Below are 24,952 nucleotides of genomic sequence, written 5' to 3' on the forward strand. Positions count from 1 at the left end.
CGACGCCGGCGCGGCGGTGTCGGGTCACCCGGGTGACCCGAGGGTCTGACACGTCCGGGCGGCGGCAGGCCTCAGCCCTCGGCGATCACCATGGCGGACGCGATGCCGGCGTCATGGGAGATCGTGATGTGCCAGGTGCGCACGCCGAGCTCGGCGGCCCGGGCGGCCACGGTGCCGCTCGCGTCGATCCGCGGCGGGCCGCCGATCGTGCGGTGCACCGTGACGTCGTGCCACCGGAGGTTGCCGGGGGCGCCGAGCGACTTGGCGATGGCCTCCTTCGCCGCGAACCGCGCGGCGAGCGACGCAGCCGGCAGCTCGCGCTCGGCCTCGGTGAACAGCTTCTCCCGCAGCCGGGGCGTGCGGTCGAGGGTCTCCATGAACCGGTCCACGTCGACCACGTCGATGCCCGTGCCGATGATCATGGCCTCAGCCTAGGTCCCCGAGACCGGCACCCTCGCCCCGGCCACGTCGGCCGGCGAGGTCCGGGTGCGTCGGCCGGGCGAGGCCCGGGTGCCGGTGTTGCGCAAGGTGCCCGTTTTGCGGCACCATATCCCCGTAATGCACAGGTAAAGGTGGCACCTGCTTCGTATCGGCAGGGCGCCACCTTTCGCGCGTAGGAGGTTGCCATGCCGGAGGACGACGACAAGCTCCCCTTCCCCGTGATCATGGTCGTGGTCTTCGGCATCGTGATCGCCGCGATCGTCACGCTGCTGGTGTACGTCGCCGTGTCGAGCTGACGCTCACCGGCCACTCGGGCCTGCCGGCCGCTCAGGCCGGGCTCGCCTCCTCGACGCGGTCCAGCCACTCCCCCACCAGGGCCTCGAACAGGCCGCGCTGCTCGATGTCCAGCGCGTGCCCGGCGCGGTCCAGCACGGCGAACGTGGCGCGCGGGTAGTGCTCCAGCAGGTCCCACGCGTCGCGGTAGCCCGTGACCGAGTCCTGGCGCCCGACGGCGATCAGGACCGGCTTCTCGAACGGCGCGGGTTCCACGGGGAACGTCCCGGCGTAGCTCGCCTCGATCCGGGCGACCGCCGCCGGATCGGCCGCGGCCAGCCCGGGGTCGACCTCCTGGCGGGCCCGCGCCCAGGTCTCCTCCGTCTGCACCACGAGCACGTCCTCCGCGTCGAGCGCGGCGTCCCCGACCCGCTCGGCGAGCGCCTGGTCCCGGACCAGCACCTGGCGCTCGGGGAGCCGGCGCAGCTCGTGGCGCGGTTCGACGAGCGTGACGACGGCGGCCAGGCCGGCGACCCGGTCCGGGTCGGCCGCCGCCAGTCCGCGCGCCAGGTACCCGCCGTACGACTGCCCGACCACGACGTAGGGGCCGTCGGGCACCAGCGCCGCGACCGCTCCCCGCAGGATCCGGAAGACGTCGTCCGTGCTTGCCACGTCCGGAGCCGCCGTGCGGCCCATGCCCGGCAGGTCCACATAGACCCGGCGCCAGCCCTGCCGTGCCTCGAGGACGGGCTCGAACGCACCGGTCATGATCCGGTGGTCCACCGGGAACCCGTGGACCAGCACCGCCGTGCGCACCCCGGCACCCGGCTGCGGCCCGTGCTCCACGTAGTGCACCTGGACCCCGTCGACCTCCACGTACGCCATGCGCGCTCCTCTCCTCCGGCCGCCACGGCGTGGCGCCCGTCCGAGGCAGACCCTAGACGGGACCACCGACATCGGGACCACCGACATCGCGGATGCCCGCGGTGTCCTCCGGCCGGACCAGGTGCCGCCAGCGGAACCACTTGCGCTCCAGCTCCTCGGGCAGGTCGACGTCGAACCGCCGGGCCACGAGCAGCAGCTGCGCGAGCGCGTCCGCGACCTCGCCCCGGAACGCGTCCCGGATCTCGTCGTCGGACAGGCCGCGGTCCCGCGAGCGGCCGGACAGCGTGAGGAACGCCTGGGTCAGCTCGCCGATCTCCTCCTGGAGCTTCAGCACGAGCCAGTCGTCGGTGCGTTCCAGGCCGTGCACGCGCGCGTAGACCCGGCTGATGATCTCGACCTCGTCGGAGAGCTGCTTCAGTTCCACGCCGACGAGCGTGCCACAGCCGGGCCCCCGGGCTTACTCGACGGTCACCGACTTGGCGAGGTTGCGCGGCTGGTCCACGTCCAGTCCCTTGGCCGTGGCGAGCGCCATCGCGAAGATCTGCAGCGGCACCACGGCCAGCAGCGGCTGGAGCAGCGTGGGCGCCTGCGGGATCCAGAAGATCTCGTCGGCGTACTTGCGCACCTCGTCGTCGCCGTCCTCCGCGATCACCAGGGTGCGGGCGCCGCGCGCCCGGATCTCCTGGATGTTGGAGACCACCTTGGAGTGCAGCGAGTCGCGGCCGCGCGGCGAGGGCACCACCACGAACACGGGCTGCCCCTCGTCGATCAGCGCGATCGGCCCGTGCTTGAGCTCGCCCGCGGCGAAGCCCTCCGCGTGGATGTAGGCGAGCTCCTTGAGCTTGAGCGCGCCCTCCAGGGCCACCGGGAATCCGACGTGCCGCCCCAGGAACAGCACCTTGTCGGACTTCTCCATGGACCGGGCCGTGGCGCGCACGTACTCGCCGCGCTCGATGACGGTCTGGATCTTGCGCGGCATGGCCCGCAGCTCGTCGAGCAGCGTCGCGATCTCGTCGGGGAACTTGTTGCCGCGCAGCTGGGCGAGGTACAGGCCCAGCACGTAGGCGGCGGTGATCTGCGCGAGGAACGCCTTGGTGGAGGCGACGGCGATCTCGGGACCGGCGTGCGTGTAGAGCACCGCGTCCGACTCGCGCGGGATCGTGGAGCCGTGGGTGTTGACGATCGAGATCACCTTGGCGCCCTGCTCACGCGCGTGCCGCACGGCCATCAGGGTGTCCATGGTCTCGCCGGACTGCGTCACGGCGACCACCAGGGTGCGCTCGTCGACGATCGGGTCGCGGTAGCGGAACTCGTGCGCCAGCTCGACCTCGACGGGGATGCGGCACCAGTGCTCGATCGCGTACTTGGCCACGTGCCCGGAGTAGGCGGCCGTGCCGCAGGCGATCACGATGATCTTGTTCACCGCGCGCAGGATCGACTCGTCGATGCGCAGGTCGTCCAGCACGAGCGCGCCCGCGGCGTCGGTGCGGCCGAGCAGCGTGTCGGCGACGGCCTGCGGCTGGTCGTGGATCTCCTTGTCCATGAAGGACGCGAAGCCGCCCTTCTCGGCGGCCGCGGCGTCCCAGTCCACGGTGTAGCGCTTGGCCTCGGCGGGCTTGCCGTCGAAGTCGGTCACGGCCACCGACGTCGGCGTGATGGTCACCACCTGGTCCTGGCCCAGCTCCAGGGCCTCCTTGGTGTGCGCGATGAACGCGGCGACATCGGAGCCCAGGAAGTTCTCGCCCTCGCCGAGCCCCACCACGAGCGGGGAGTCGTGCCGGGCGCCGACCACGGTCTCGGGTGCGTCGGCGTGCACGGCCAGCAGCGTGAACGTGCCCTCCAGCCGGCGGGCGGTGGTGGTCATGGCGGCCGTCAGGTCGCCCGTCTCGCGGTACGCCTTGGCCACGAGGTGGGCGGCCACCTCGGTGTCGGTCTCGGAGCGGAACACGACGCCGTCGGCCAGCAGTTCGGCGCGAAGTGCGCTGAAGTTCTCGATGATGCCGTTGTGGATCACGGCGAGGCGGTCGCCGTCGGCCAGGTGCGGGTGGGCGTTCGCGTCGGTGGGTCCGCCGTGCGTGGCCCAGCGGGTGTGCCCGATCGCCGCGGTGGCCTCCGGGAGCGGGTCGTGGTCCAGCACCTCGATCAGGTTGGCGAGCTTGCCCGACTTCTTGGCCCAGGCCACGCCGTCCAGCCCGGGCGCGACGAGCGCGACCCCGGCCGAGTCGTAGCCGCGGTACTCGAGGCGCCGCAGCCCCTCGATGGCCACGTCCAGGGGCGTGCCCGAGGGTGTGACGGCGCCCGAGGCGCTGCCCTCCGCGATAGACGCGGCAGTTCCGGTGTAACCGACGATCCCACACATGCGGGCGAGTCTAACGAGCGTTGGGGCGGGCCCCCATGACTGGGCTCACACGGCTCGTTCCTCACCCACGAGATCACCTCCTGCCTCGGACGATGCCGATACTTGCCGCGGGTGGGGCACAATGCTGCAGGTGGTTTCACAGTTCCCGACGACGGACCTCGGGGAGCACCTGCTCGCCCTCGCCCCGTCCTCGCCCTACGTGGATCTCGACCGGGCGGCCTGGAGCCGCCTCTCGGCATCCACCCCGCTGCCGCTGACCGACGACGACGTCGAGCGCCTGCGCGGACTCGGTGACCCGATCGACCTCGCCGAGGTCGACGCGATCTACCGCCCTCTGTCGCGTCTGCTCAACCTCTACGTGCAGGCCACCGGCGGCCTGCACGACGCGACCTCGACCTTTCTGCACGAGGATCCGCCCCGCACCCCGTACGTCATCGGCGTGGCAGGGTCCGTGGCCGTCGGCAAGTCGACGACGGCGCGCGTGCTGCGCGAGATGCTCGCCCGGTGGCCCGAGACCCCGCGCGTCGAGCTCATCACGACCGACGGGTTCCTCTACCCGAACGCGGAGCTCGAACGACGGGGCCTGATGGAGCGCAAGGGCTTCCCGGAGTCGTACGACCGACGCGCCCTGATCCGGTTCCTGTCCCGGATCAAGGCCGGCCAGGCCGAGGTGCGGGCACCCGTGTACTCCCACGTCATCTACGACATCGTGCCCGAGCTGGAGGTGGTGGTCCGCAAGCCCGACGTGCTCATCGTCGAGGGTCTGAACGTGCTGCAGCCGGCCCGGCCCTCCGCGGTGGACGAGTCGACCGTCGCGGTGAGCGACTTCTTCGACTTCTCGATCTACGTGGACGCCCGCACCCGGAACATCCGGCAGTGGTACGTGGAGCGGTTCCTCGAGCTGCGCCGCACCGCGTTCACCAAGCCGGACTCCTACTTCAAGCGGTACGCGTCGCTCTCCGACCAGGAGGCCACGGACAAGGCCCTGTCGATCTGGGAGTCGATCAACGCGCCGAACCTCGAGAAGAACATCCTGCCCACGCGAGGACGCGCCACGCTGGTGCTCACCAAGGGCTCGGACCACGCGGTGCAGCGGGTCCGGCTGCGCAAGCTCTAGTCAGCGGTCCTTCGCGGGCCTGTCGGTGTCGTCGACCCGGTGGACGTACTCCTTGACCATCTCGGTGGCGCCCGCCGGGACGGCGACCTTCACACCGTCCGTACCCTCCTCGGCGTCCGGCTCCTCGTCGAGATGCCGGTGGGAGAACCAGCCCACCACCTTGTCCACGACGAAGCCCATCGCGATGCCCAGCACGACACCGATGACGATCGCGAGCAGCGGCTCGTGCCCGAGCCACTGGGCCGCGACGAGGCCGATCCCCGCCGAGTACAGCGCCCACATGACCGCCGCGATGGCGGCGACGAACATGAACCGGCGCCGCGGGTAGCCGACGGCGCCCGCCGTCATGTTCACGGCCACGCGCCCGATCGGCACGTAGCGCGCGGCGAGGATGAAGGACGCGCCGCGGCGGGTCAGCGCCCGCTCGGCCCAGTCCACGGCCCGGCGGCCGCGGGCCGAGCGCAGGAACGGCACCCGGTCGGTGCCGATCATCTTCCCGATCTGGTAGGCGATCTGGTCGCCGACCCAGGCCCCGGCCGCGGCCGCGATCAGCACCAGCCACATCCACGGCGTCCCGGTGCTGTGGGCCGACACGGTCAGGGTGATGACCACCGACTCGCTCGGCAGCGGCGGGAAGAAGCCGTCGATGGTCGCGAAGGCGAACATGGCCGGGTAGATCCACGGCGAGGCTGCCATCGCGAGGATCCATGCCTCGGTGGCGCTCAGGACGGTGGAGATGAGTTCGAGCACGGGACCTCGGGAGTCTCGGCCGGGCACTACCCGGGGGGCGGAGAAGGGCACCTCATAGTGCCTACGTCCAGACTACGCAAGGGGGGCCCCTGAATCGCATCAGGGGACCCCCTGGTAGAACCCCGCTTCCCAAGGTTTCACGGGCCGTTCACGCATGCGCCCCGGCGGGGGTGAAGAGCGCCGGAGCGCCCGGCGGCGCCGGCCGGAGCGCGATCCGCTCCCGCTAGAGCGCGAGCCGCTCCCGCACCACGGCGGCGAGATCCTCCGCGACCTTGTCCGCCTCGTCCTGGGCGGGGGCCTCGACCATGACGCGCACCAGCGGCTCCGTGCCGGACTGGCGCAGCAGCACGCGGCCGGTGTCGCCGAGCCGCGAGGTCGCGTCGGCCACGGCGGTCTGCACGCCCTCGTCGGTGCCGGCCCGCGACTTGTCCACGCCGCGCACGTTCACGAGCGTCTGCGGCAGGCGCTCGATCTCCCCCGCGAGGTCGGCGAGCCGCTTGCCCGACGCCTTGACCCGCGCCGCGAGGTGCAGCGCCGACAGCACGCCGTCGCCGGTCGTCGCGTGGTCGGCCAGGATGATGTGGCCCGACTGCTCGCCGCCCAGGCCGTAGCCCTTGGCGCGCATCTCCTCCAGCACGTACCGGTCGCCGACAGCAGTCTGCACGGTGGTGATCCCGCGCTCCCGCATCGCCAGGATGAGCCCGAGGTTGCTCATGACGGTCACCACGAGGGTGTCGCCGGGCAGCCGGCCCTCCTCCTTGAGGGCGGTCGCGAGGATGCCGAGGATCTGGTCGCCGTCCACGATCGCGCCGGTGTGGTCGACGGCGAGGCAGCGGTCGGCGTCGCCGTCGAACGCGACGCCGAAGTCCGCCTCGGACGCCACCACGACGGCCTGGAGCTGCTCCGGGTGGGTGGAGCCGCACTTCTCGTTGATGTTCCGGCCGTCGGGGCTGGCGTTCATCACCACGACGTCGGCGCCCGCGGCGCGCAGCGCCTCCGGGCCGACCTCGCTCGCCGCGCCGTTCGCGCAGTCCAGCGCGATGCGCAGCCCCTCGAGGGGCCGGTGGTCGGGCGTGGTGCCCACGCTGTCGGTCAGGTGCCGCACGTAGCGCTCGGCGGCCGCCTGGCCGTCCGTACGGATGCGCCCGACGGCGGCGCCCGTGGGGCGCTCCCAGTCGTCACCGAGGGTCGCCTGGATGGCGTCCTCGACGGCGTCGTCGAGCTTGAGCCCGCCGCGCGCGAAGAACTTGATGCCGTTGTCCGGCATCGGGTTGTGCGAGGCGGAGACCATGACCCCCAGGTCGGCCTCCAGCTCGGTCACCAGGTAGGCCAGCGCGGGCGTGGGCAGCACGTTGAGCATCACCACGTCCACGCCGGCGGACGCGAGACCCGCGGCGACGGCGCCGGCGAGGAACTCGCCGGAGGCCCGGGTGTCGCGCCCCACGACGGCCCGCGGACGCGGGCCCAGCAGCTCACCCTGCGCGGTCAGGACCCTGGCCGCCGCGGCGCCCAGCTCCAGCGCCAGCTCCGCGGTGATGTCCTTGTTGGCGAGGCCCCGAACTCCGTCGGTGCCGAACAGCCTGCCCATGCACATTCTCCTCAGCTCGTTCCGATCCCACCGTAGTGGGGCCCGGCCTGCGCCGGAAATGCAGGTGGCCCCGCTGAACAGTGTCGACACTGTTCGGCGGGGCCACCCGGCCAAGCGCTCTGATCAGCGCTTCGAGTACTGCGGAGCCTTGCGGGCCTTCTTGAGACCGGCCTTCTTGCGCTCGACCTTGCGGTCGTCACGCGTGAGGAAGCCGGCCTTCTTGAGCTCGGCGCGGTTGGACTCCTCGTCGATGGCGTTCAGCGCACGGGCGATGCCCAGGCGCAGCGCGCCGGCCTGACCCGACGTGCCGCCACCCGTGATACGGGCGATGACGTCGAAGCGGCCCTCGACCTCGACCAGGTTCAGCGGCGAGTTGACCAGCTGCTGGTGCACCTTGTTCGGGAAGTAGTCCTCGAGGGTGCGGCCGTTGATCTTCCAGGTGCCGGTGCCGGGGACGAGGCGCACGCGCGCCACGGCCTCCTTGCGGCGCCCGAGGGCCTGGCCCGGGGCGGTGATGGACGAACCGCGCGTTGCCGGCGCAGCAGTCTCGGTGGTGTAGTTGCTGGGCGCCTCGGCGCCCTGCTCGAATTCGACGGTGGTCTCGGCCACTGTGATGTCCTCGCGTCCTTCGCGTTGCGATCCGGCAGCGGCCTCAGGCCTGCTGCGAAACCTGGGTGATCTCGAACGGCTTGGCCTGCTGCGCCGTGTGCGGGTGCTCAGAGCCTGCGTAGACCTTCAGGTGGGTCATCTGCGTCCGACCGAGCGAGGTCTTGGGGATCATGCCGCGCACGGCCTTCTCGATGGCGCGCTCCGGCTTGGTGTCCAGGAGCTCGCCGTACGGGGTGGCCGTGAGACCGCCCGGGTAACCCGAGTGGCGGTAAGCCAGCTTGGTCTCGCGCTTGTTGCCGCTCAGCGCGACCTTGTCGGCGTTGATGATGATGACGAAGTCACCACCGTCGACGTGCGGAGCGAAGGTCGGCTTGTGCTTCCCGCGCAGCAGGGTTGCGACCTGGCTTGCCAGGCGGCCCAGGACGACGTCGGTCGCGTCGACGACGTACCAGTCGCGCTGGACGTCGCCGGGCTTGGGGGTGTACGTACGCACGGTTCGTAACCTTTTCGTTTGCGGTGTCGTCGGGCGAGAAGCGGCGCCCGATGAGTCAGGTCGTTGTGCGCGGGGGTCAGAATGACGTCCGGGCCGGTCGTCCGCACTCGAGTGGGCTCGGTGCTGACGCAGGACGTCGTGACAAAGCACAACGACTCATTAGAGTACCCGGCAGTTTCCCCGGGGGTCAAAGCGTAGGCGGCCCCCGGAGCCGTTCGCGGGCATGAGGTTCGCCACGTCCGTACTCGGGCCCCGGCACTATGGCGTCCGCGCCGATCTGGTGTCACGGTAGGACCATGACCGAGGAAACACCCGCCACCATGCCAGGACCGGACGGTATCGCCGAGGGCGACACCGACCAGCTCCCGACCGAGGACACCCTGTACAGCCGGGGTCCGAAGGACTTCCTCGACGAGGGGTACTCCCCGCCCGACCGCCCGCGCTCGAACCACTGGGGCGAGACCTCGTGGGAGGAGCGCCAGGGCGAGACGATGGACCAGCGGCTCAGCGAGGAGGAGCCGGACGTCTGGCAGGACGACCCGCTGGACCGCGCCGACACGTCACGCGCGGGCCGGCTCGTCTCCGACCCCGACGCGGACCCTGGCAGCTACGCGGCCGAGGACGGCAACCGCGAGAACGACCTGTACGGCACCGACGCGGGCATCGACGGCGCGGGTGCGAGCGCCGAGGAGGCCGCGGTCCACTGGGTCGAGGAACCCTAGCTAGCTCGTCGCCGGCGCCGGCTCGTCCCAGACGTCCTCGTCCATCCGCTTGGCTCGGATGGCGTCGGCGCGGGCCGCGAGCTCGGCGTCCGGCGGGAACGTGATCTCCTCCAGGCACAGCCCCTCCGGCGGCACGACGAAGACGCCCGCGTCCCGGCGCCGGCTCGCCAGGAGCACGGCCGGCCAGCTCGGGTCCCGCCGCCCCTCCCCGACCGCGATCGACGCGCCGACGAGCGCGCGCACCATGTTGTGGCAGAACGCGTCGGCGACGACGTGCCCCACCACGAGCCCGGCGTCCGGCCCCTCCGCGGGCCGTTCCCAGGCGATGCTCTGCAGCTCCCGGATGGTCGTGGCGCCGGGCCGGGGCTTGCAGTACGCGGCGAAGTCGCGCACCCCGGTCAGCGGGCGCACGGCGGCGTCCATCGCTCCGACGTCCAGCGGCTTGCGGTTCCACAGGACGTGCCGGCGGCGCAGGGGGTCGCGCAGCGCGACGTCGTCGGCGATCCGGTAGGTGTAGCGGCGGCGCAGCGCGGAGAAGCGTGCGTCGAAGCCCACGGGCGCGGGCGCGGCCCGGCGCACCACGAGGTCCCCGGGGAGCACGCCGCCCAGCCGGGTCACCAGCGCGTCGCCCGGCGCGCGGTCGGAGCGGCCCGGCAGCGCGGCCCAGCCGTCGACGTCGACGTCGACGTGCGCCACCTGGCCCCGGGCGTGCACGCCGGAGTCCGTGCGGCCGGCGACCGTGAGCCGGGGCGCCGGCAGGCCGCGCTGCGCGCTCCGCAGCACCTGCGCGAGCCCGTCCTCCAGCGTGCCCTCGACGGTGCGCAGGGCCGGCTGACGGGCCCAGCCCGCGAAGTCGGTGCCCTCGTAGGCGAGGTCGAGCCGGACCCGGATGAAGTCGTTCACGACAGCCATCTTCCCCGATCCCCCCGCCGGGGTTCGTACAGTGACGTCATGGCAGACACCCTCACGCTGGCGGTCGACTGTGGCGGCGGCGGGATCAAGGCGGCCGTCCTCGACACGTCCGGGACCGCCCACGCGACACCCGTCCGGGTACCGACGCCCTACCCGCTCCCGCCCGAGCTGCTCGTCGACACGATCGCCAAGATCGCCACGGACCTCCCCGCCGCAGCACGGGTCACGGTCGGCATGCCGGGCATGATCCGCAGCGGCGTGGTGGTGCACACGCCGCACTACATCACCCGGTCGGGGCCGCGGTCCCGGGTGGTGCCCGCACTCCTGGACGCGTGGAGCAGCTTCGACATGCAGGCCGCGGTCGCGGCACGCCTGGGGCTGCCCGCGCTCGTCCTGAACGACGCCGAGGTGCACGGCGCGGGCGTGGTCGCGGCGTCGGGCCTGGAGCTGGTCATCACGCTCGGCACGGGCCTCGGGACGGCGATGTTCCACGGCGGGCGGATCGCACCGCACCTGGAGTGGTCGCACGCCCCCGTGCGTCGCAGCCTCACGTACGACCAGTACATCGGCGAGCCCGAACGACGCCGGCTCGGGGACGGGCTGTGGTCGCGGCGCGTGGTCACCGTCGTCGACGGCCTGCGGCCGGTCTTCCACTGGGACCGGCTCTACATCGGGGGCGGCAACGCACGCTGCATCACGCCGTCGGCGCTGGCCCGCCTGGGCGACGACGTCGTCATCGTCCCCAACTCGGCCGCGCTCGTGGGCGGCGCCCGGGCCTGGGACCTCCCGCCGCCCTGACACCTCGGACGACGACGCCGGCCGCACCCTCCGTCAGGAAGGTGCGGCCGGCGTCGTGCAGGAAAGAAAGGGGCTCAGACCTCCTTCTTGTCCTCCGTGGTCTCCTCGGCGGGAGCGTCCTCGACGGGGGCGTCCTTGACGTCCTCGGCGGGGGTCTCCTCCACGGGAGCGTCCTCGACCGGAGCAGCCTTCTCGGCGGCCTTGGTGGCCTCCTTGACGACGGCCTGCTTGGGGCTCACGGGCTCGGTGATGAGCTCGATGACCGCCATCGGCGCGTTGTCGCCCTTGCGGGTGCCGATCTTGGTGATGCGCGTGTAGCCACCGTTGCGCTCGGCCATGGCCGGGGCGATCTCGGTGAACAGCGTGTGGACCACGCCCTTGTCGCGGACGACCGTGAGCACGCGGCGGCGGGCGGACAGGTCGCCCTTCTTCGCGAACGTGATCAGACGCTCGGCCAGCGGACGCAGGCGCTTGGCCTTGGTCTCGGTGGTCGTGATGCGGCCGTGCTCGAAGAGCGAGGTCGACAGGTTCGCGAGGATCAGACGCTCGTGAGCCGGGCTACCGCCGAGCCGTGCGCCCTTGGTGGGGGTAGGCATTGTTGCTTGTCTCCTTGAATGTGGTTCCGCGTGCTCGGCCTAGGCCGGGCACGGGACGTCAGTACGACTGCTCGTCGCTGCTGTAGGCCGCGGAGTCGCCACCCTCGAAGTACGAGGCGCCGGCCGGATCGAAGTCCAGCGGCGAGTCCTTGAGGCTGAGGCCGAGCTCGGCCAGCTTCTCCTTGACCTCGGTGATCGACTTGGCACCGAAGTTGCGGATGTCGAGCAGGTCCGCCTCGCTGCGGGCCACGAGCTCGCCCACCTGGTGGATGCCCTCGCGCTTGAGGCAGTTGTACGAACGGATGGTGAGGTTGAGCTCCTCGATCGGCAGCGCCAGGTCCGCGGCCAGCGCGGTGTCCGTCGGCGACGGGCCGATCTCGATGCCCTCGGCCTCGACGTTCAGCTCACGTGCCAGGCCGAACAGCTCGACCAGGGTCTTGCCGGCCGAGGCGAGCGCGTCGCGAGGCGTGATCGCCTGCTTGGTCTCGACGTCGACGATGAGCTTGTCGAAGTCGGTGCGCTGCTCGACTCGGGTGGCCTCGACCTTGTACGTGACCTTGAGGACCGGCGAGTAGATCGAGTCGACCGGGATGCGCCCGATCTCCGCGTCGAACTGCTTGTTCTGCGCGGCGGACACGTACCCACGGCCCCGCTCGACGGTCAGCTCGATCTCGAGCTTGCCCTTGTCGTTCAGGGTGGCGATGTGCAGGTCGGGGTTGTGCACCTCGACCCCCGCCGGCGGAACGATGTCCGCGGCGGTCACGGTGCCGGCGCCCTGCTTGCGCAGGTACATCACGACGGGCTCGTCGTTCTCCGAGGAGACGACGAGGTTCTTGATGTTGAGGATGATCTCGGTGACGTCCTCCTTCACGCCCGACACGGTGCTGAACTCGTGCAGCACGTTGTCGATACGGATGGACGTGACGGCCGCGCCCGGGATGGACGACAGCAGGGTGCGACGCATCGAGTTGCCGAGCGTGTAGCCGAAGCCAGGCTCGAGCGGCTCGATGGAGAAGCGGGAACGGCTCTCCGAGATGACCTCTTCGGTCAGCGTGGGGCGCTGTGCGATGAGCACTGTGGGTGTCCTTTCAGTGTGCGTCCGCTATATGACGCATCACGGCCTTGCGATCTCTCGCAGCCCGGGCGGATCTCTGTCACCGTCCGGGCGGGGTGCTCACCTCGTGAGGTGAGCCGATGTCGCGATCCGGTTGCGGGCGCGGCCCCCAGGGCCGCGCCCGCAACCGGGCGCAACAGATATCAGACGCGGCGACGCTTCGGGGGGCGGCAGCCGTTGTGCGCCTGGGGCGTCACGTCCTGGATCGAGCCGACCTCGAGGCCGGTCGCCTGGAGCGAGCGGATGGCGGTCTCACGACCGGAACCCGGGCCCTTCACGAAGACGTCGACCTTCTTGACGCCGTGCTCCTGCGCGCGGCGAGCGGCCGACTCGGCGGCCATCTGCGCGGCGTATGGGGTGGACTTGCGGGAGCCCTTGAAGCCGACGTGGCCGGCAGAGGCCCACGACACCACGGCACCGGACGGGTCGGTGATCGAGATGATCGTGTTGTTGAAGGTGGACTTGATGTGCGCCTGGCCGAGCGGGACGTTCTTCTTGTCCTTGCGGCGCGGCTTGCGGCCGGCGGCGGCGCGAGTCTTGGGAGGCATCTGTTCTGTAATCTCCTGGTCTGATCGGACCGGGGCGGTCTCAGCTCGGTGAGCCGACCGCTCCACGGACTGCTATCAGCGGGCCTTCTTCTTGCCCGCGACGGTGCGCTTGGGACCCTTGCGGGTGCGCGCGTTGGTCTTGGTGCGCTGACCACGCACCGGCAGGCCGCGACGGTGGCGCAGGCCCTGGTAGGTGCCGATCTCGACCTTGCGGCGGATGTCGGCCGCGACCTCACGGCGGAGGTCACCCTCGAGCTTGAAGTTGCCCTCGAGGTAGTCGCGGAGCGCAACGAGCTCGGCGTCGCCGAGGTCCTTCACGCGGACGTCCGGGCTGATGCCCGTGGCGGCCAGGGTCTCCTTCGCGCGGGTACGACCCACACCGAAGATGTACGTGAGCGCAACCTCAAGCCGCTTGTCGCGGGGGAGGTCGACGCCGATAAGACGTGCCATGTGCCTTCCGGCTCCTGTACTGCTCGTCGGAGGTCTGCCGCACCGCCATCCCGCGAGTCTTCGCGGGCCCCGGCCTCCGGACCGAGGGTTCCCCTGCCCTGCGCGGTTGCCCGCGGGGCTGGTTCGAGGTGGTGCGCTGGTGGTGGCCTCAGCCACCGGCCCGGGCATGTGCCCGGAGGGCGATCAGCCCTGGCGCTGCTTGTGGCGCAGGTTGTCGCAGATCACCATGACGCGACCGTGCCGGCGAATCACCTTGCACTTGTCACAGATCTTCTTGACGCTCGGCTTGACCTTCATCGGGTTTTCCTCCGCCACGAACGTCCGGTCTCCCGGTGCGCGCGCAGCAGTGTCGTGGGTGGTCGATCGTACGGCGACGTCGCCTTCGGCCAGGCCGCGGGTGACGTAGCCCCGGATCGGGGACTGACTACTTGTAGCGGTAGACGATCCGGCCGCGGGACAGGTCGTACGGGCTGAGCTCCACCACCACGCGGTCCTCGGGGAGGATCCGGATGTAGTGCTGACGCATCTTTCCCGAGATGTGCGCGAGAACCTTGTGACCGTTCGACAGCTCGACGCGGAACATCGCGTTCGGCAGAGCCTCGATCACGCTGCCCTCGATCTCGATGACACCGTCCTTCTTTGCCATATCCTCCGCTAACTCTCGTCGTGACTGCTTCCACGCCCACGGCACCGCAGGGAACCCTGCGAAGCCGACAGTCGGGTGTGGATGTCGCGTGTGTCCGCGTACCGCCTACCTCGTGTGCCTCGGCCTGCGCCCCGCTCGCGCGGGGACCGGCAGGCGCCGTCGGCACCCTTTCAAGATCTGGAGGCGTTGAACGGACTACACCCAGCGATCTATCTTACGTCAGTTCGTAAACCATTCAAAGCGAAGACCGCCGACGGCGCACGTCCGGCGCGTGAGCCTCGCCACGCGCGGCCGTTCAGAGGTCGTACTCGACCCCGGGCAGACCGATCATCGTGTGCGGCAGGCTGCCCACGAAGAAGAACAGCATCGGCAGCCATCCGAGCACGATGCCCAGGCCGAGCGCGACCAGCACGGACTGCCCGCGGGCCGCCCACAGCCACACGCCGACCAGCCACAGCACGATGCCGAGCAGCAGGACGGACTCCCACACCAGGAGCGAGGTGCCGAAACCGAGCACGATCCCGACCCACAGGAAGGGGCTCGGCGCCAGGCGCCGGCCCCAGGCGGCGAGCCAGAGACCGAACCGTCGCACTCCGCGGCCGACGGCCGGGAGGATCTGCACGTACCAGGGCCCGCGCGTCCGCCCCGGCCCGGCGTGCGCCGGCGCCGGGTAGGTGGTGTCGGGCAGGGTGTGCGCTTCATCGGTCACGGGCCGATCGTAGCCAACTGACCCCGACTTAAATAGACCCCGGGTGAAAGTCCTCGGGTCTAGGCGAGCGCTACCGGCCGCACCCCGAAGTCGGCGAGACGCTCGGCTCCCCCGTCGACCGCCGTCAGGACGACGATGCCGTCCTCCGTGATGGCCGTCGAGTGCTCCCAGTGCGCCGCCCGCGAGCCGTCCGTGGTGACCACCGTCCAGTCGTCCGCGAGCACCTGGGTCTCGCCGCCGCCACGGCTGATCATCGGCTCGATGGCGAGGCACATCCCTGACCGCAGGCGCGGGCCCGATCCCGACGTCCGGTAGTTGTGCACGTCCGGGGGCTGGTGCATGGCGCTGCCGATGCCGTGCCCCACGTACTCCTCGACGATGCCGTACTCGGCACCGGTGAGCTCGCCGGCCAGCTCGACGGCGGTCTCGACCGCCTCGCCCACGGCGTTCAGCCGCCTGGCCGACGCCAGCGTTGCGATGCCCGCCCACATGGCGGTCTCGGTGGCCCGGACGAGCGCGATGTCGGCGAGGTCCCCTCCTGCGGCGACCAGGTCGTCGTCGGGCAGCCGGTGGTCCAGGGGGCCCTCGGCGCCCAGGACGAAGGAGATCGCCGAGTCGCCGTGCCAGCCCTCGACGATCGCGCCGCAGTCGACGGAGACGAGGTCACCCGCGGCCAGCACCCGGCTGCCCGGGATGCCGTGGATGACCTCGTCGTTGACCGATGTGCAGATGACTGCCGGGAAGCCCTGGTAGCCCAGGAACGACGGCGTGGCGCCCGCCGCCTCGATCGTCCGGGAGGCGACGGCGTCCAGGTCGGCGGTGGTCAGGCCGGGCCGGGCGGCAGCCCGGACCGCGGCGAGCGTCTCGGCGACCACCAGACCGGCGCGCCGCATGAGGCGCACCTGGTCCGGCGTCTTGTACTCGATCCGCTCCCGGCCGAAGACCACCGCTCAGCCCAGCTGGGTCGCGAGCGAGGCGACGATGCGGTCGGTGACCTCGGCGATCTCGCCGAGCCCGTCGACCTGCACCAGCAGGTTGCGCTCCCCGTAGGCCGCCGTGAGCGGGGCGGTCTGCTCCGCGTAGATGTCGAGGCGGCGCGCGATGGCGTCCTCGGTGTCGTCGTCCCGGCCCTCCTCCTCGGCCCGCTTCGCGATGCGGCTCAGGAGCTCCGCACGGTCCGCCGTCAGCTCGATGACGCCGTCCAGCTCCCAGCCGAGGTCGGCGAGGATCTGGTCGAGCTCCGTCACCTGGGCGGCGTTGCGCGGGTACCCGTCGAGGATGAAGCCGTCCTTGACGTCGGGCTGGCCGAGACGGTCACGGACCATCTCGTTGGTGACCTCGTCCGGGACCAGGTCGCCCTTGTTCGTGTACTCCTGTGCGAGCTTGCCCAGCTCGGTCTCCCCCGCGATGTTCGAGCGGAAGATGTCGCCCGTGGAGATCGGGACGATCCCGAAGACCTCGGCGAGGCGGGCAGCCTGCGTACCCTTGCCCGCGCCCTGCGGGCCCATGATGACCAGGCGCGTGACCTGGCCCTCCTGGTCCGGACGAGCGTGCAGCTCGCGGCGAGAGGTGGTGGTGGGAGTCTGGCTCAACGGAGGAATCCTTCGTAGTGGCGCTGCTGCAGCTGGGAGTCGATCTGCTTGACCGTCTCCAGCCCGACGCCGACCACGATGAGGATCGAGCTACCGCCGAAGGGCAGGTTGGTGCTGACGCCAAGGAAGACGAGCACCAGCGTCGGGATCAGCGCGATCAGCGCGAGGTACAGGGAACCGGCGGAGGTGATCCGGGTGATCACGAAGTCGAGGTACTCCGCCGTGGGGCGGCCGGCACGGATGCCGGGGATGAAGCCGCCGTACTTCTTCATGTTGTCCGCGACCTCGTCCGGGTTGAACGTGATCGACGTGTAGAAGAAGCAGAAGAAGATGATCATCAGCGTGTACACCGCGATGTAGAGCGGCGACGACTGCTGGACCAGGTTGTTGGAGATCCAGATGACCCACTCGGAGGTCTGGTCCCCGAACTGGGCGAGGAGGCCCGGGATGGCGAGGATCGACGCCGCGAAGATCACGGGGATCACGCCGGACATGTTGATCTTGATCGGGATGTACGTGCTGGTGCCGCCATACATGCGGCGGCCGACCATGCGCTTCGCGTACTGCACCGGGATGCGGCGCTGCGACTGCTCGACGAACACCACGAGACCGATCACCAGGACGATGACCAGGATCATGATCGTGAAGTTCACGACGCCGTTGGCGCCACCGGCGATCGACCACAGGGAGGTCGGGAAGCTGGCCGCGATCGACGTGAAGATCAGCAGGGACATGCCGTTGCCGACGCCGCGCTCGGTGATCAGCTCGCCGAGCCACATGACCAGACCCGTACCCGCGGTCATGGTGATGACCATGAAGATCGAGGTGAGGATGGTGTCGTCGACGATCACGTTCAGACCGCAGTTCTGGAAGAGCACGCCCTGACGCGCCGTCGTGATGACGGTCGTGGACTGCAGGATCGCGAGGGCGATCGTGAGGTAGCGCGTGTACTGGGTCAGCTTGGTCTGGCCCGACTGGCCCTCCTTGTGCAGGGCCTCGAAGCGTGGGATGACCACGCGAAGCAGCTGCACGATGATGCTCGCCGTGATGTACGGCATGATCCCGAGGGCGAAGATCGACAGCTGCAGCAGTGCGCCGCCGCTGAAGACGTTGATGAGGCCGAGCAGCGAGTTGTTGCCCGCCTGGGCGATACATTGCTGCACGTTCGCGTAGTCCACACCGGGGGTCGGGATGAACGACCCGAGCCGGAAGATCGCCATGATCGCGATCGTGAACAGCAGCTTGCGCCGCAGGTCTGGCGTCCGGAAAGCCCGGCCGAAAGCGCTGAGCACCCTATCCTCCTGGCCCGCCGTTGCGGGATCTAGTGTCGCCGGCGGGACGCCGGCGAGGTGAGTCGAACGTGGGCCAGACCACAACGGTGCAGCCAGACCGTGTCGGATTCTACGTTGCTTACGGGGTCCGGTGGACCACGTTCGCTCCGGGAAATACTCAAGAGAGCACACAGGGCCGGCCGCGCTCACGCGCCGCCGGCCCTGTCAGATGTCTCAGGCCTCCGAGACCGAACCGCCGGCCGCCAGGATCTTCTCCTTGGCGGACGTCGAGACGCGGTCGACCGCGATCTCGAGCTTGACGGTGATCTCACCGTTGCCGAGCACCTTCACGGGCTCGCCCTTGCGGACGGCGCCCTTCGCGACCAGGTCCTCGACGGTGACGGAGCCACCCTCGGGGAACAGCGCGGAAAGCTTGTCCAGGTTCACGACCTGGTACTCGACCCGGAACGGGTTCTTGAACCCACGCAGCTTCGGGAGGCGCATGTGCAGAGGCATCTGCCCACCCTCGAAGCCCGCGGGCACCTGGTAACGAGCCTTCGTACCCTTGGTACCACGACCCGCCGTCTTACCCTTCGAGCCCTCACCGCGACCCACACGGGTCTTCGCGGTCTTGGCGCCGGGGGCCGGACGGAGGTGGTGGACCTTCAGCGGCTTGTTCTCCGCCATGATCACTCGACCTCCTCGACGGCGACGAGGTGCGCCACCGTCTTGACCATGCCACGGATCTCCGCGCGGTCCTCCTTCACGGCGGTGTCGCCGATCCGCTTGAGGCCGAGCGTCCGCAGCGTGTCACGCTGGTTCTGCTTGCCGCCGATGGCGGACTTGGTCTGAGTCACCTTGAGTCGAGCCATCACGCACCCGCCTTTGCAGTCGACTCGGCACGACCGGCGGCCTGCGCGCGGAGCAGCGCGGCCGGGGCCACGTCCTCCAGCGGGAGCCCACGACGAGCGGCAACAGCAGCCGGCTCCTCGAGACCCTGCAGGGCCGCGACCGTGGCGTGCACGATGTTGATCGCGTTGGACGAACCGAGCGACTTGCTCAGCACGTCGTGGATGCCGGCGCACTCCAGCACGGCGCGCACCGGACCACCGGCGATCACACCGGTACCCGGCGACGCCGGACGCAGGAACACGACACCGGCAGCGGCCTCACCCTGGATGGGGTGAGGGATGGTGCCCTGGATGCGAGGGACGCGGAAGAAGTTCTTCTTCGCCTCCTCGACACCCTTGGCGATCGCGGCCGGAACTTCCTTGGCCTTGCCGTAGCCGACGCCGACGGTTCCGTCACCATCGCCCACCACGACGAGCGCGGTGAAGCTGAAGCGACGGCCGCCCTTGACGACCTTGGCGACGCGGTTGATGGAGACGACCTTCTCGACGAAGGCGCTCTTCTCCTCGCGCCCGCCGCGACGGTCGTCCCGACGCCCGCCACCACGGCGGTCGTTGCGGTCCTTGTTCTCGGTGGCGGCACCCTGGGGGGCGCCGCTGCGCTGCCCTGCAGCCATCAGAGAGTCCTCTTCTTCCGTGCGTTGGTCATCACAGGGCCAGACCGCCCTCGCGGGCGCCGTCAGCCACAGCAGCGACGCGACCGTGGTACTTGTTGCCGCCGCGGTCGAACACGACGGTGTCGACGCCGACAGCCTTGGCACGCTCGGCGACGAGCTCGCCGACCTTGCGGGCCTTGGCCGTCTTGTCGCCGTCGAACGCACGCAGGTCGGCCTCGAGGGTCGACGCCGAGGCGACGGTCTTGCCCAGGCCGTCGTCCACGATCTGCGCGACCATGTGGCGCGCGGAACGGGTGACGACCAGACGGGGACGAACGGCGGTGCCGGTGATCTTCTTGCGCAGGCGCAGGTGACGACGCTGGCGAGCGACGGACTTGCCCTTGCCCAGGATCTTGATAGCCATCGTCACTTACCAGCCTTTCCGACCTTGCGGCGGACGTTCTCGCCGGCGTAGCGCACGCCCTTGCCCTTGTAGGGCTCGGGCTTGCGGATCTTGCGAATGTTCGCCGCGACCTCGCCGACCTGCTGCTTGTCGATGCCCGAGACCGAGAACTTGGTGGGGCTCTCGACAGCGAACGTGACACCAGCAGGGGGCTCGATGACAACGGGGTGGCTGAAGCCGAGCGCGAACTCGAGGCTCGAACCCTTCGCCACGACACGGTAACCAGTACCGACGATCTCGAGCTTCTTCTCGTAACCCTCGGTCACGCCCGTGATCATGTTGGCGATCAGCGTGCGGGTGAGGCCGTGCAGCGCACGGGAGTTCCGCTCGTCGTCCGGACGGGACACCACGATCTGGGTGTCCTCCTGGGCGACATTGATGGGTGCGGGCACGTTGTGCTCGAGGGAACCCTTGGGGCCCTTCACGGTCACGAGCGCGCCGCTGACAGTGATGTCCACGCCGGCTGGGACCGGAACGGGAAGCTTGCCGATTCGAGACATTGGCGTTTTCTCCTTTCCGGATTACCAGACGTAGGCGAGGACTTCGCCGCCGACGCCCTTGGCCTGTGCCTGACGGTCGGTCAGCAGGCCGGAGGACGTGGACAGGATCGCCACGCCCAGGCCGCCGAGGACCTTGGGCAGTTCGGTGGACTTGCGGTAGACGCGCAGGCCGGGCTTCGAGATCCGGCGCACGCCGGCAAGGGCGCGCTCCCGGTTCTGGCCGTACTTCAGCTCGAGCGTGAGGGACTTGCCCACCTGGGCGTCCTCCACGGACCAGCCGGCGATGTAGCCCTCGGCCTGCAGGATCTCAGCGATGTGCGTCTTCAGCTTCGACGACGGCATGGTGACCGTGTCGTGGTGCGCCGAGTTCGCGTTACGCAGACGGGTCAGCATGTCTGCGATCGGGTCGGTCATAGTCATCGGGCTCTTGCCCTTCCTCGCCGGGGTATCCGAACTGCCTCGTGTGGCTGGACGGACCTACGGCGTAGTTGTGTTACCAGCTGCTCTTGGTGACGCCGGGAAGCTCGCCACGGTGGGCCATCTCCCGCACGCAGATGCGGCACAGGCCGAACTTGCGGTAGACGGAGTGCGGGCGACCGCACTTCTGGCACCGGGTGTAGGCGCGAACCGCGAACTTCGGCTTGGCGGCCGCCTTGTTGATCAGGGCCTTCTTCGCCATGTCAGTTCTCCTTGAAGGGGAAGCCGAGACGGCGCAGCAGAGAGCGGCCCTCGTCGTCGGTCGTCGCCGTCGTCACGACCGTGATGTCCATACCGCGGACCCGGTCGATCTTGTCCTGGTCGATCTCGTGGAACATCGACTGCTCCGTGAGACCGAAGGTGTAGTTGCCGTGGCCGTCGAACTGCTTGGGCGACAGGCCGCGGAAGTCGCGGATACGCGGCAGAGCGGTGGACAGCAGGCGGTCGAGGAACTCCCACATGCGGTCGCCGCGGAGCGTGACGTGCGCGCCGATCGGCATGCCCTCGCGCAGCTTGAACTGAGCGATGGACTTACGAGCCTTGGTGACCTGCGGCTTCTGACCGGTGATCGCCGAGAGGTCGCGGATCGCGCCCTCGATGAGCTTCGAGTCCTTGGCCGCGTCGCCGACACCCATGTTCACGACGATCTTCGTGAGACCGCCGGCCTGGTGCAGGTTCTTGTGGCCGAACTCCTCGATCAGCGCCGAGAGGATCTCCTCGCGGTACTTCTGCTTGAGGCGCGGCTGGGCCGGGGCCTCGATGGTCGTCTCGGTCATCAGATGTCCTTCCCGGAGCGCTTCGCGACGCGGATCCGGACGGTCTTGGTACGACCGTCACGCTCCACCTGCTCGAGGCGGTACCCGACGCGGGTGCCCTTCTTGGTCTCCGGGTCGACGATCATCACGTTGCTCACGTGGATCGGCGCCTCGACCGTCTCGATGCCACCGGTGCGGGTGCCGCGCTGCGACTGCCCCACCTTGGTGTGCTTCGTGACGCGCTGAACACCCTCGACCACGAGGCGGTCGGAGTCCTTGAGGACCTCGAGCACGCGGCCGGTCTTGCCCTTGTCGCGACCCGAGATCACGATGACCTGGTCGCCCTTCTTGATCTTCGCCATGGTCAGAGCACCTCCGGAGCCAGCGAGATGATCTTCATGAACCGCTTGTCACGCAGCTCACGACCCACCGGGCCGAAGATGCGGGTGCCGCGAGGCTCACCGTCGTTCTTCAGGATGACGGCGGCGTTCTCGTCGAACTTGATGTAGGAACCGTCGGGACGACGGCGCTCCTTGGCGGTCCGGACGACGACAGCCTTGATGACGTCGCCCTTCTTCACGTTGCCGCCCGGGATCGCGTCCTTGACGGTGGCGACGATGGTGTCGCCGATTCCGGCGTAGCGACGGCCGGAGCCACCGAGAACGCGGATGCAGAGAATCTCCTTGGCACCCGTGTTGTCGGCGACCCGAAGTCGCGACTCCTGCTGGATCATTTGAGTGAACTCCTGTCGTCGAACTGGTTCTCGCGCGGACTGGTTCCGGCGAGCCTGGCCGAACGGATAGTTGCTGTGCTGGGGGCGCCACGCGTACGTGTGTCACGCACCGCCCCCAGCGGGAAGAGAAGTCTTACTTGGCCTTCTCGAGGATCTCCACGAGCCGGAACCGCTTGGTGGCGGACAGCGGGCGGGTCTCCATGATCAGAACGAGGTCGCCGATGCCGGCGCTGTTCTGCTCGTCGTGCGCCTTGACCTTCGTGGTGCGACGGATGACCTTGGCGTAGAGCGGGTGCTTCACCCGGTCCTCGACCTCGATCACGATGGTCTTGTCCATCTTGTCGCTCACCACGTAGCCGCGGCGCACCTTACGCGTCGCGCGCTGGGCCTCGGGGGCCTCAGCAGCAGTCGTGTTGTCGCTCATTGCCTCACTCACTCACGCTCGGAGCCGTACGGATGCCGAGCTCGCGCTCGCGCAGGATCGTGTAGATCCGGGCGATGTCGCGACGCACGGCCTTGAGACGACCGTGGCTCTCGAGCTGGCCGGTCGCCGACTGGAAGCGGAGGTTGAACAGCTCCTCCTTGGCTTCCTTCAGCTTGCCGACGAGAGTCTCGTCGTCCATGCCGTCCAGATCGATCGGGGCGAGCCCCTGGGTACCGATAGCCATCAGACACCACCCTCGCGCACCACGAAACGGCACTTCATCGGGAGCTTGTGCATCGCGCGGCGCATGGCCTCACGTGCAAGGGACTCGTCCACGCCGGCCAGCTCGAAAACGATGCGGCCCGGCTTGACGTTGGCGACCCACCACTCCGGCGAACCCTTACCGGAACCCATGCGGGTCTCGGCAGGCTTCTTGGTCAGCGGACGGTCAGGGTAGATGTTGATCCACACCTTGCCGCCACGCTTGATGTGGCGAGTCATTGCGATACGCGCCGCCTCGATCTGGCGGTTGGTGACGTACGCCGGCTCCAGAGCCTGGATGCCGAAGTCGCCGAACGCGATCTGGGTGCCACCCTTGGCCGCGCCGGAGCGCGACGGGTGGTGCTGCTTGCGGTGCTTGACCCTGCGCGGGATCAGCATGGTCAGGCCTCCGTTCCGGTCTCTGCGGCCGATGCAGCGGGGGTCTCCGCCACTGGAGCACCAGTGGCGGACTCGGCGCTGCGCTCGGCCGGACGCTCGTTGCGACGACCGCCACGACGGTCTCCGCCGCGCTCGCCACGCTCAGGGCGGTCGCCCCGGCCACGGCCCTGACGGGGCGCGGCTGCAGCCTGCTGAGCGGCGAATTCCTTCTCGGTGGTCTCGCCCTTGTAGATCCACACCTTCACGCCGATGCGGCCGAAGGTGGTGCGGGCCTCGTAGAAGCCGTAGTCGATGTACGCGCGGAGCGTGTGCAGGGGCACGCGGCCCTCGCGGTAGAACTCCGAACGGCTCATCTCGGCGCCGCCGAGGCGGCCGGCGACCTGCACGCGGATGCCCTTCGCGCCGGCGCGCTGGGCGGACTGCATGCCCTTGCGCATCGCGCGACGGAACGAGACACGGCTGGCGAGCTGCTCGGCAATGCCCTGAGCAACGAGCTGCGCGTCGATCTCCGCGTTCTTGACCTCGAGGATGTTGAGCTGGACCTGCTTGCCCGTGAGCTTCTCGAGCTCACCGCGGATGCGGTCTGCCTCAGCACCCCGACGGCCGATCACGATGCCCGGACGCGCCGTGTGGATGTCCACGCGGACGCGGTCGCGGGTGCGCTCGATCTCGACCTTGGAGATGCCTGCACGCTCGAGGCCGGTGCCCATGAGCTTGCGGATCTGCACGTCCTCACGGACGTAGTCGCGGTACCGCTGACCAGGCTTGGTGCTGTCGGCGAACCAACGCGACCGGTGGTCGGTGGTGATACCGAGGCGGTACCCGTGCGGGTGAACCTTCTGTCCCACTATCGGGCCCCTTCCTTGTCGGCGAGCACCACGGTGATGTGGCTGGTGCGCTTGAGAATGCGCGTTGCACGTCCCTGAGCCCGCGGGCGGAACCGCTTGAGCGTCGGCCCCTCGTCGACGAACGCGACGGAGACGACCAGGTCGTTCTCGTCGAAGCGCTCGCTGGCGCGGTCGGCCTTCACCCGAGCGTTGGCGATCGCGCTCTCCACAACCTTGCGGATCGGCTCGCTGGCGGCCTGCGGTGCGAACTTCAGCACCGCGACGGCCTCAGAGGCCTGCTTGCCACGGATGAGGTCCACGACGCGCCGGGCCTTCTGGGGCGTGACACGGACGAACCGCGCCTGCGCCTTGGCTTCCATTGCTGTCCTGCTTCCTTTTCTCAGACAGTCCAGGTCATCACTGCTGTGGGTGGGGAGAACCCCACGCCTCAGCGGCGACGACCCTTCCTGTCGTCCTTCACGTGGCCGCGGAAGGTCCGCGTGGGAGCGAACTCGCCGAGCTTGTGGCCGACCATCGCCTCGGTCACGAAGACCGGGACGTGCTTGCGACCGTCGTGCACGGCAAAGGTGTGACCGAGAAAGTCGGGCGTGACGACCGACCGACGGGACCAGGTCTTGATGACATTCTTGGTCCCCTTCTCGTTCTGGACGTCCACCTTCTTCTGGAGGTGTCCGTCGACGAAGGGGCCCTTCTTCAGGCTACGAGGCATGTTTCA

At 69.5% G+C, this 24,952-nt stretch carries 38 protein-coding genes; 3 read left to right on the forward strand and 35 right to left on the reverse strand.

The window, feature by feature from the left end; genetic code table 11:
• Positions 1-71: 71 nt before the first annotated feature.
• The 4 genes from AB0I29_RS12445 to glmS form a co-directional block, all read right to left on the reverse strand.
• Complete coding sequence (locus AB0I29_RS12445) at positions 72-422, reverse strand: holo-ACP synthase (protein ID WP_285101023.1); 351 nt, start codon at positions 420-422, stop codon at positions 72-74.
• Between the two features lie 346 nt (positions 423-768).
• The gene (locus AB0I29_RS12450; protein ID WP_357481879.1) at positions 769-1,599 is read right to left on the reverse strand and encodes an alpha/beta hydrolase; all 831 of its coding nucleotides are present in this window, start codon (positions 1,597-1,599) and stop codon (positions 769-771) included.
• Positions 1,600-1,651: 52 nt separating this feature from the next.
• Positions 1,652-2,023, reverse strand: coding sequence for a pyrophosphatase (locus AB0I29_RS12455; protein WP_285101019.1), 372 nt, complete (start codon positions 2,021-2,023; stop codon positions 1,652-1,654).
• A 33-nt stretch (positions 2,024-2,056) separates the two neighbouring features.
• Positions 2,057-3,958, reverse strand: coding sequence for a glutamine--fructose-6-phosphate transaminase (isomerizing) (gene glmS, locus AB0I29_RS12460; protein WP_285101017.1), 1,902 nt, complete (start codon positions 3,956-3,958; stop codon positions 2,057-2,059).
• Between the two features lie 121 nt (positions 3,959-4,079).
• Between glmS and coaA the strand changes: the two genes are divergently transcribed.
• On the forward strand, positions 4,080-5,075 hold the full coding sequence (gene coaA / locus AB0I29_RS12465) for a type I pantothenate kinase (protein ID WP_285101015.1): 996 nt from the start codon (positions 4,080-4,082) through the stop codon (positions 5,073-5,075).
• On the opposite strand, the gene AB0I29_RS12470 is transcribed toward coaA, so the two are convergent.
• From AB0I29_RS12470 to rplM, 4 genes are all read right to left on the reverse strand, one after another.
• Complete coding sequence (locus AB0I29_RS12470; RefSeq protein ID WP_357481882.1) at positions 5,076-5,825, reverse strand: DedA family protein; 750 nt, start codon at positions 5,823-5,825, stop codon at positions 5,076-5,078.
• A 223-nt stretch (positions 5,826-6,048) separates the two neighbouring features.
• Positions 6,049-7,413, reverse strand: a complete 1,365-nt coding sequence (glmM, locus tag AB0I29_RS12475; RefSeq protein WP_285101011.1) for a phosphoglucosamine mutase — start codon at positions 7,411-7,413, stop codon at positions 6,049-6,051.
• A gap of 123 nt (positions 7,414-7,536) precedes the next feature.
• The gene (gene rpsI, locus AB0I29_RS12480; protein WP_182620582.1) at positions 7,537-8,022 is read right to left on the reverse strand and encodes a 30S ribosomal protein S9; all 486 of its coding nucleotides are present in this window, start codon (positions 8,020-8,022) and stop codon (positions 7,537-7,539) included.
• Between the two features lie 43 nt (positions 8,023-8,065).
• Positions 8,066-8,515: a 50S ribosomal protein L13 gene (gene rplM, locus AB0I29_RS12485; RefSeq protein ID WP_285101009.1), complete on the reverse strand. Its 450-nt coding sequence runs from the start codon at positions 8,513-8,515 to the stop codon at positions 8,066-8,068.
• A gap of 296 nt (positions 8,516-8,811) precedes the next feature.
• Between rplM and AB0I29_RS12490 the strand changes: the two genes are divergently transcribed.
• Positions 8,812-9,237 (forward strand): DUF5709 domain-containing protein, encoded by a 426-nt coding sequence (locus AB0I29_RS12490; protein ID WP_285101007.1) that lies wholly within the window; start codon positions 8,812-8,814, stop codon positions 9,235-9,237.
• Here AB0I29_RS12490 and AB0I29_RS12495 read toward each other — a convergent pair whose 3' ends face one another.
• Entirely contained in the window at positions 9,238-10,149 is a 912-nt protein-coding gene (locus AB0I29_RS12495; protein ID WP_357481886.1) for a tRNA pseudouridine synthase A, read from the reverse strand.
• Positions 10,150-10,188: 39 nt separating this feature from the next.
• On the opposite strand from AB0I29_RS12495, the gene AB0I29_RS12500 reads away from it, so the two are divergent.
• Entirely contained in the window at positions 10,189-10,947 is a 759-nt protein-coding gene (locus tag AB0I29_RS12500) for an ROK family protein (protein WP_357481888.1), read from the forward strand.
• Positions 10,948-11,021: 74 nt separating this feature from the next.
• Here the strand turns inward: AB0I29_RS12500 and rplQ are convergent, their stop codons facing one another.
• The 26 genes from rplQ to rpsS form a co-directional block, all read right to left on the reverse strand.
• Positions 11,022-11,543: a 50S ribosomal protein L17 gene (gene rplQ, locus AB0I29_RS12505; RefSeq protein ID WP_357481890.1), complete on the reverse strand. Its 522-nt coding sequence runs from the start codon at positions 11,541-11,543 to the stop codon at positions 11,022-11,024.
• 58 nt (positions 11,544-11,601) lie between these two features.
• Complete coding sequence (locus AB0I29_RS12510; protein WP_285101000.1) at positions 11,602-12,618, reverse strand: DNA-directed RNA polymerase subunit alpha; 1,017 nt, start codon at positions 12,616-12,618, stop codon at positions 11,602-11,604.
• A gap of 182 nt (positions 12,619-12,800) precedes the next feature.
• On the reverse strand, positions 12,801-13,205 hold the full coding sequence (rpsK, locus tag AB0I29_RS12515) for a 30S ribosomal protein S11 (RefSeq protein ID WP_020016139.1): 405 nt from the start codon (positions 13,203-13,205) through the stop codon (positions 12,801-12,803).
• 75 nt (positions 13,206-13,280) lie between these two features.
• On the reverse strand, positions 13,281-13,655 hold the full coding sequence (rpsM, locus tag AB0I29_RS12520; RefSeq protein ID WP_036964594.1) for a 30S ribosomal protein S13: 375 nt from the start codon (positions 13,653-13,655) through the stop codon (positions 13,281-13,283).
• Between the two features lie 183 nt (positions 13,656-13,838).
• Positions 13,839-13,952: a 50S ribosomal protein L36 gene (gene rpmJ, locus AB0I29_RS12525; protein ID WP_003956441.1), complete on the reverse strand. Its 114-nt coding sequence runs from the start codon at positions 13,950-13,952 to the stop codon at positions 13,839-13,841.
• A gap of 127 nt (positions 13,953-14,079) precedes the next feature.
• On the reverse strand, positions 14,080-14,301 hold the full coding sequence (gene infA / locus AB0I29_RS12530) for a translation initiation factor IF-1 (RefSeq protein ID WP_020016137.1): 222 nt from the start codon (positions 14,299-14,301) through the stop codon (positions 14,080-14,082).
• 295 nt (positions 14,302-14,596) lie between these two features.
• On the reverse strand, positions 14,597-15,010 hold the full coding sequence (locus AB0I29_RS12535; RefSeq protein ID WP_357481894.1) for a hypothetical protein: 414 nt from the start codon (positions 15,008-15,010) through the stop codon (positions 14,597-14,599).
• A gap of 59 nt (positions 15,011-15,069) precedes the next feature.
• Positions 15,070-15,957: a type I methionyl aminopeptidase gene (gene map, locus AB0I29_RS12540; RefSeq protein ID WP_285100997.1), complete on the reverse strand. Its 888-nt coding sequence runs from the start codon at positions 15,955-15,957 to the stop codon at positions 15,070-15,072.
• A gap of 3 nt (positions 15,958-15,960) precedes the next feature.
• Positions 15,961-16,518 (reverse strand): adenylate kinase, encoded by a 558-nt coding sequence (locus AB0I29_RS12545; RefSeq protein ID WP_285101254.1) that lies wholly within the window; start codon positions 16,516-16,518, stop codon positions 15,961-15,963.
• A gap of 80 nt (positions 16,519-16,598) precedes the next feature.
• The gene (gene secY / locus AB0I29_RS12550) at positions 16,599-17,894 is read right to left on the reverse strand and encodes a preprotein translocase subunit SecY (RefSeq protein ID WP_285100996.1); all 1,296 of its coding nucleotides are present in this window, start codon (positions 17,892-17,894) and stop codon (positions 16,599-16,601) included.
• A gap of 213 nt (positions 17,895-18,107) precedes the next feature.
• Complete coding sequence (gene rplO, locus AB0I29_RS12555; RefSeq protein WP_285100994.1) at positions 18,108-18,560, reverse strand: 50S ribosomal protein L15; 453 nt, start codon at positions 18,558-18,560, stop codon at positions 18,108-18,110.
• Positions 18,561-18,562: 2 nt separating this feature from the next.
• On the reverse strand, positions 18,563-18,745 hold the full coding sequence (gene rpmD, locus AB0I29_RS12560) for a 50S ribosomal protein L30 (protein ID WP_020016131.1): 183 nt from the start codon (positions 18,743-18,745) through the stop codon (positions 18,563-18,565).
• A complete protein-coding gene (gene rpsE / locus AB0I29_RS12565; protein WP_020016130.1) occupies positions 18,745-19,398 on the reverse strand; it encodes a 30S ribosomal protein S5 in 654 nt (217 codons plus the stop codon). Before rpsE ends, rpmD begins: the two co-directional genes overlap by 1 nt.
• Before the next feature lie 31 nt (positions 19,399-19,429).
• Positions 19,430-19,801 (reverse strand): 50S ribosomal protein L18, encoded by a 372-nt coding sequence (rplR, locus tag AB0I29_RS12570; protein WP_182620570.1) that lies wholly within the window; start codon positions 19,799-19,801, stop codon positions 19,430-19,432.
• A 2-nt stretch (positions 19,802-19,803) separates the two neighbouring features.
• Positions 19,804-20,340 (reverse strand): 50S ribosomal protein L6, encoded by a 537-nt coding sequence (gene rplF, locus AB0I29_RS12575; RefSeq protein WP_285100992.1) that lies wholly within the window; start codon positions 20,338-20,340, stop codon positions 19,804-19,806.
• Between the two features lie 21 nt (positions 20,341-20,361).
• Complete coding sequence (rpsH, locus tag AB0I29_RS12580) at positions 20,362-20,760, reverse strand: 30S ribosomal protein S8 (protein ID WP_026365832.1); 399 nt, start codon at positions 20,758-20,760, stop codon at positions 20,362-20,364.
• A 73-nt stretch (positions 20,761-20,833) separates the two neighbouring features.
• Positions 20,834-21,019 (reverse strand): type Z 30S ribosomal protein S14, encoded by a 186-nt coding sequence (locus AB0I29_RS12585; RefSeq protein WP_021480434.1) that lies wholly within the window; start codon positions 21,017-21,019, stop codon positions 20,834-20,836.
• 1 nt (position 21,020) lies between these two features.
• Positions 21,021-21,593, reverse strand: a complete 573-nt coding sequence (rplE, locus tag AB0I29_RS12590; protein ID WP_020016125.1) for a 50S ribosomal protein L5 — start codon at positions 21,591-21,593, stop codon at positions 21,021-21,023.
• Positions 21,593-21,934, reverse strand: a complete 342-nt coding sequence (gene rplX / locus AB0I29_RS12595) for a 50S ribosomal protein L24 (RefSeq protein ID WP_020016124.1) — start codon at positions 21,932-21,934, stop codon at positions 21,593-21,595. Before rplX ends, rplE begins: the two co-directional genes overlap by 1 nt.
• Before the next feature lie 2 nt (positions 21,935-21,936).
• The gene (gene rplN / locus AB0I29_RS12600) at positions 21,937-22,305 is read right to left on the reverse strand and encodes a 50S ribosomal protein L14 (RefSeq protein WP_020016123.1); all 369 of its coding nucleotides are present in this window, start codon (positions 22,303-22,305) and stop codon (positions 21,937-21,939) included.
• A 133-nt stretch (positions 22,306-22,438) separates the two neighbouring features.
• Positions 22,439-22,729 carry a 30S ribosomal protein S17 gene (gene rpsQ / locus AB0I29_RS12605; protein ID WP_020016122.1) on the reverse strand — a complete coding sequence of 97 codons (291 nt, stop codon included), beginning with the start codon at positions 22,727-22,729 and terminating at the stop codon, positions 22,439-22,441.
• Between the two features lie 4 nt (positions 22,730-22,733).
• Positions 22,734-22,973 (reverse strand): 50S ribosomal protein L29, encoded by a 240-nt coding sequence (gene rpmC, locus AB0I29_RS12610; protein WP_020016121.1) that lies wholly within the window; start codon positions 22,971-22,973, stop codon positions 22,734-22,736.
• A complete protein-coding gene (rplP, locus tag AB0I29_RS12615; RefSeq protein WP_020016120.1) occupies positions 22,973-23,389 on the reverse strand; it encodes a 50S ribosomal protein L16 in 417 nt (138 codons plus the stop codon). The genes rpmC and rplP overlap by 1 nt, the downstream gene beginning before the upstream one ends.
• A 2-nt stretch (positions 23,390-23,391) precedes the next feature.
• The gene (rpsC, locus tag AB0I29_RS12620; RefSeq protein WP_285100990.1) at positions 23,392-24,237 is read right to left on the reverse strand and encodes a 30S ribosomal protein S3; all 846 of its coding nucleotides are present in this window, start codon (positions 24,235-24,237) and stop codon (positions 23,392-23,394) included.
• Positions 24,237-24,596, reverse strand: coding sequence for a 50S ribosomal protein L22 (gene rplV / locus AB0I29_RS12625; RefSeq protein ID WP_020016118.1), 360 nt, complete (start codon positions 24,594-24,596; stop codon positions 24,237-24,239). The genes rpsC and rplV overlap by 1 nt, the downstream gene beginning before the upstream one ends.
• A 68-nt stretch (positions 24,597-24,664) precedes the next feature.
• Positions 24,665-24,946 carry a 30S ribosomal protein S19 gene (rpsS, locus tag AB0I29_RS12630; protein WP_020016117.1) on the reverse strand — a complete coding sequence of 94 codons (282 nt, stop codon included), beginning with the start codon at positions 24,944-24,946 and terminating at the stop codon, positions 24,665-24,667.
• Positions 24,947-24,952: the final 6 nt, after the last annotated feature.

The sequence above is a fragment of the Promicromonospora sp. NPDC050262 genome (assembly GCF_040655935.1).
GTDB lineage: Bacteria > Actinomycetota > Actinomycetes > Actinomycetales > Cellulomonadaceae > Promicromonospora.

What these genes read in the sequence shown, in the direction of transcription:
- rpmC (WP_020016121.1), bottom strand. Translation starts at nt 22,973, where the DNA reads ATGGCTATCGGTACCCAGGGGCTCGCCCCGATCGATCTGGACGGCATG.
- coaA (WP_285101015.1), top strand. Translation starts at nt 4,080, where the DNA reads ATGCTGCAGGTGGTTTCACAGTTCCCGACGACGGACCTCGGGGAGCAC.
- rplO (WP_285100994.1), bottom strand. Translation starts at nt 18,560, where the DNA reads ATGGCGGAGAACAAGCCGCTGAAGGTCCACCACCTCCGTCCGGCCCCC.
- rplN (WP_020016123.1), bottom strand. Translation starts at nt 22,305, where the DNA reads ATGATCCAGCAGGAGTCGCGACTTCGGGTCGCCGACAACACGGGTGCC.
- rplE (WP_020016125.1), bottom strand. Translation starts at nt 21,593, where the DNA reads ATGACCGAGACGACCATCGAGGCCCCGGCCCAGCCGCGCCTCAAGCAG.
- AB0I29_RS12545 (WP_285101254.1), bottom strand. Translation starts at nt 16,518, where the DNA reads ATGGGCCCGCAGGGCGCGGGCAAGGGTACGCAGGCTGCCCGCCTCGCC.
- rpsM (WP_036964594.1), bottom strand. Translation starts at nt 13,655, where the DNA reads ATGGCACGTCTTATCGGCGTCGACCTCCCCCGCGACAAGCGGCTTGAG.
- rpsH (WP_026365832.1), bottom strand. Translation starts at nt 20,760, where the DNA reads ATGACTATGACCGACCCGATCGCAGACATGCTGACCCGTCTGCGTAAC.
- AB0I29_RS12445 (WP_285101023.1), bottom strand. Translation starts at nt 422, where the DNA reads ATGATCATCGGCACGGGCATCGACGTGGTCGACGTGGACCGGTTCATG.
- rpmJ (WP_003956441.1), bottom strand. Translation starts at nt 13,952, where the DNA reads ATGAAGGTCAAGCCGAGCGTCAAGAAGATCTGTGACAAGTGCAAGGTG.
- AB0I29_RS12585 (WP_021480434.1), bottom strand. Translation starts at nt 21,019, where the DNA reads ATGGCGAAGAAGGCCCTGATCAACAAGGCGGCCGCCAAGCCGAAGTTC.
- rplF (WP_285100992.1), bottom strand. Translation starts at nt 20,340, where the DNA reads ATGTCTCGAATCGGCAAGCTTCCCGTTCCGGTCCCAGCCGGCGTGGAC.
- infA (WP_020016137.1), bottom strand. Translation starts at nt 14,301, where the DNA reads ATGGCAAAGAAGGACGGTGTCATCGAGATCGAGGGCAGCGTGATCGAG.
- AB0I29_RS12500 (WP_357481888.1), top strand. Translation starts at nt 10,189, where the DNA reads ATGGCAGACACCCTCACGCTGGCGGTCGACTGTGGCGGCGGCGGGATC.
- rplV (WP_020016118.1), bottom strand. Translation starts at nt 24,596, where the DNA reads ATGGAAGCCAAGGCGCAGGCGCGGTTCGTCCGTGTCACGCCCCAGAAG.
- rplP (WP_020016120.1), bottom strand. Translation starts at nt 23,389, where the DNA reads ATGCTGATCCCGCGCAGGGTCAAGCACCGCAAGCAGCACCACCCGTCG.
- rplQ (WP_357481890.1), bottom strand. Translation starts at nt 11,543, where the DNA reads ATGCCTACCCCCACCAAGGGCGCACGGCTCGGCGGTAGCCCGGCTCAC.
- AB0I29_RS12490 (WP_285101007.1), top strand. Translation starts at nt 8,812, where the DNA reads ATGACCGAGGAAACACCCGCCACCATGCCAGGACCGGACGGTATCGCC.
- AB0I29_RS12450 (WP_357481879.1), bottom strand. Translation starts at nt 1,599, where the DNA reads ATGGCGTACGTGGAGGTCGACGGGGTCCAGGTGCACTACGTGGAGCAC.
- glmS (WP_285101017.1), bottom strand. Translation starts at nt 3,958, where the DNA reads ATGTGTGGGATCGTCGGTTACACCGGAACTGCCGCGTCTATCGCGGAG.
- rpsQ (WP_020016122.1), bottom strand. Translation starts at nt 22,729, where the DNA reads ATGAGCGACAACACGACTGCTGCTGAGGCCCCCGAGGCCCAGCGCGCG.
- glmM (WP_285101011.1), bottom strand. Translation starts at nt 7,413, where the DNA reads ATGGGCAGGCTGTTCGGCACCGACGGAGTTCGGGGCCTCGCCAACAAG.
- rpsK (WP_020016139.1), bottom strand. Translation starts at nt 13,205, where the DNA reads ATGCCTCCCAAGACTCGCGCCGCCGCCGGCCGCAAGCCGCGCCGCAAG.
- rpsE (WP_020016130.1), bottom strand. Translation starts at nt 19,398, where the DNA reads ATGGCTGCAGGGCAGCGCAGCGGCGCCCCCCAGGGTGCCGCCACCGAG.
- rpmD (WP_020016131.1), bottom strand. Translation starts at nt 18,745, where the DNA reads ATGGCTCGACTCAAGGTGACTCAGACCAAGTCCGCCATCGGCGGCAAG.
- AB0I29_RS12495 (WP_357481886.1), bottom strand. Translation starts at nt 10,149, where the DNA reads ATGGCTGTCGTGAACGACTTCATCCGGGTCCGGCTCGACCTCGCCTAC.
- rpsS (WP_020016117.1), bottom strand. Translation starts at nt 24,946, where the DNA reads ATGCCTCGTAGCCTGAAGAAGGGCCCCTTCGTCGACGGACACCTCCAG.
- rplR (WP_182620570.1), bottom strand. Translation starts at nt 19,801, where the DNA reads ATGGCTATCAAGATCCTGGGCAAGGGCAAGTCCGTCGCTCGCCAGCGT.
- rplX (WP_020016124.1), bottom strand. Translation starts at nt 21,934, where the DNA reads ATGGCGAAGATCAAGAAGGGCGACCAGGTCATCGTGATCTCGGGTCGC.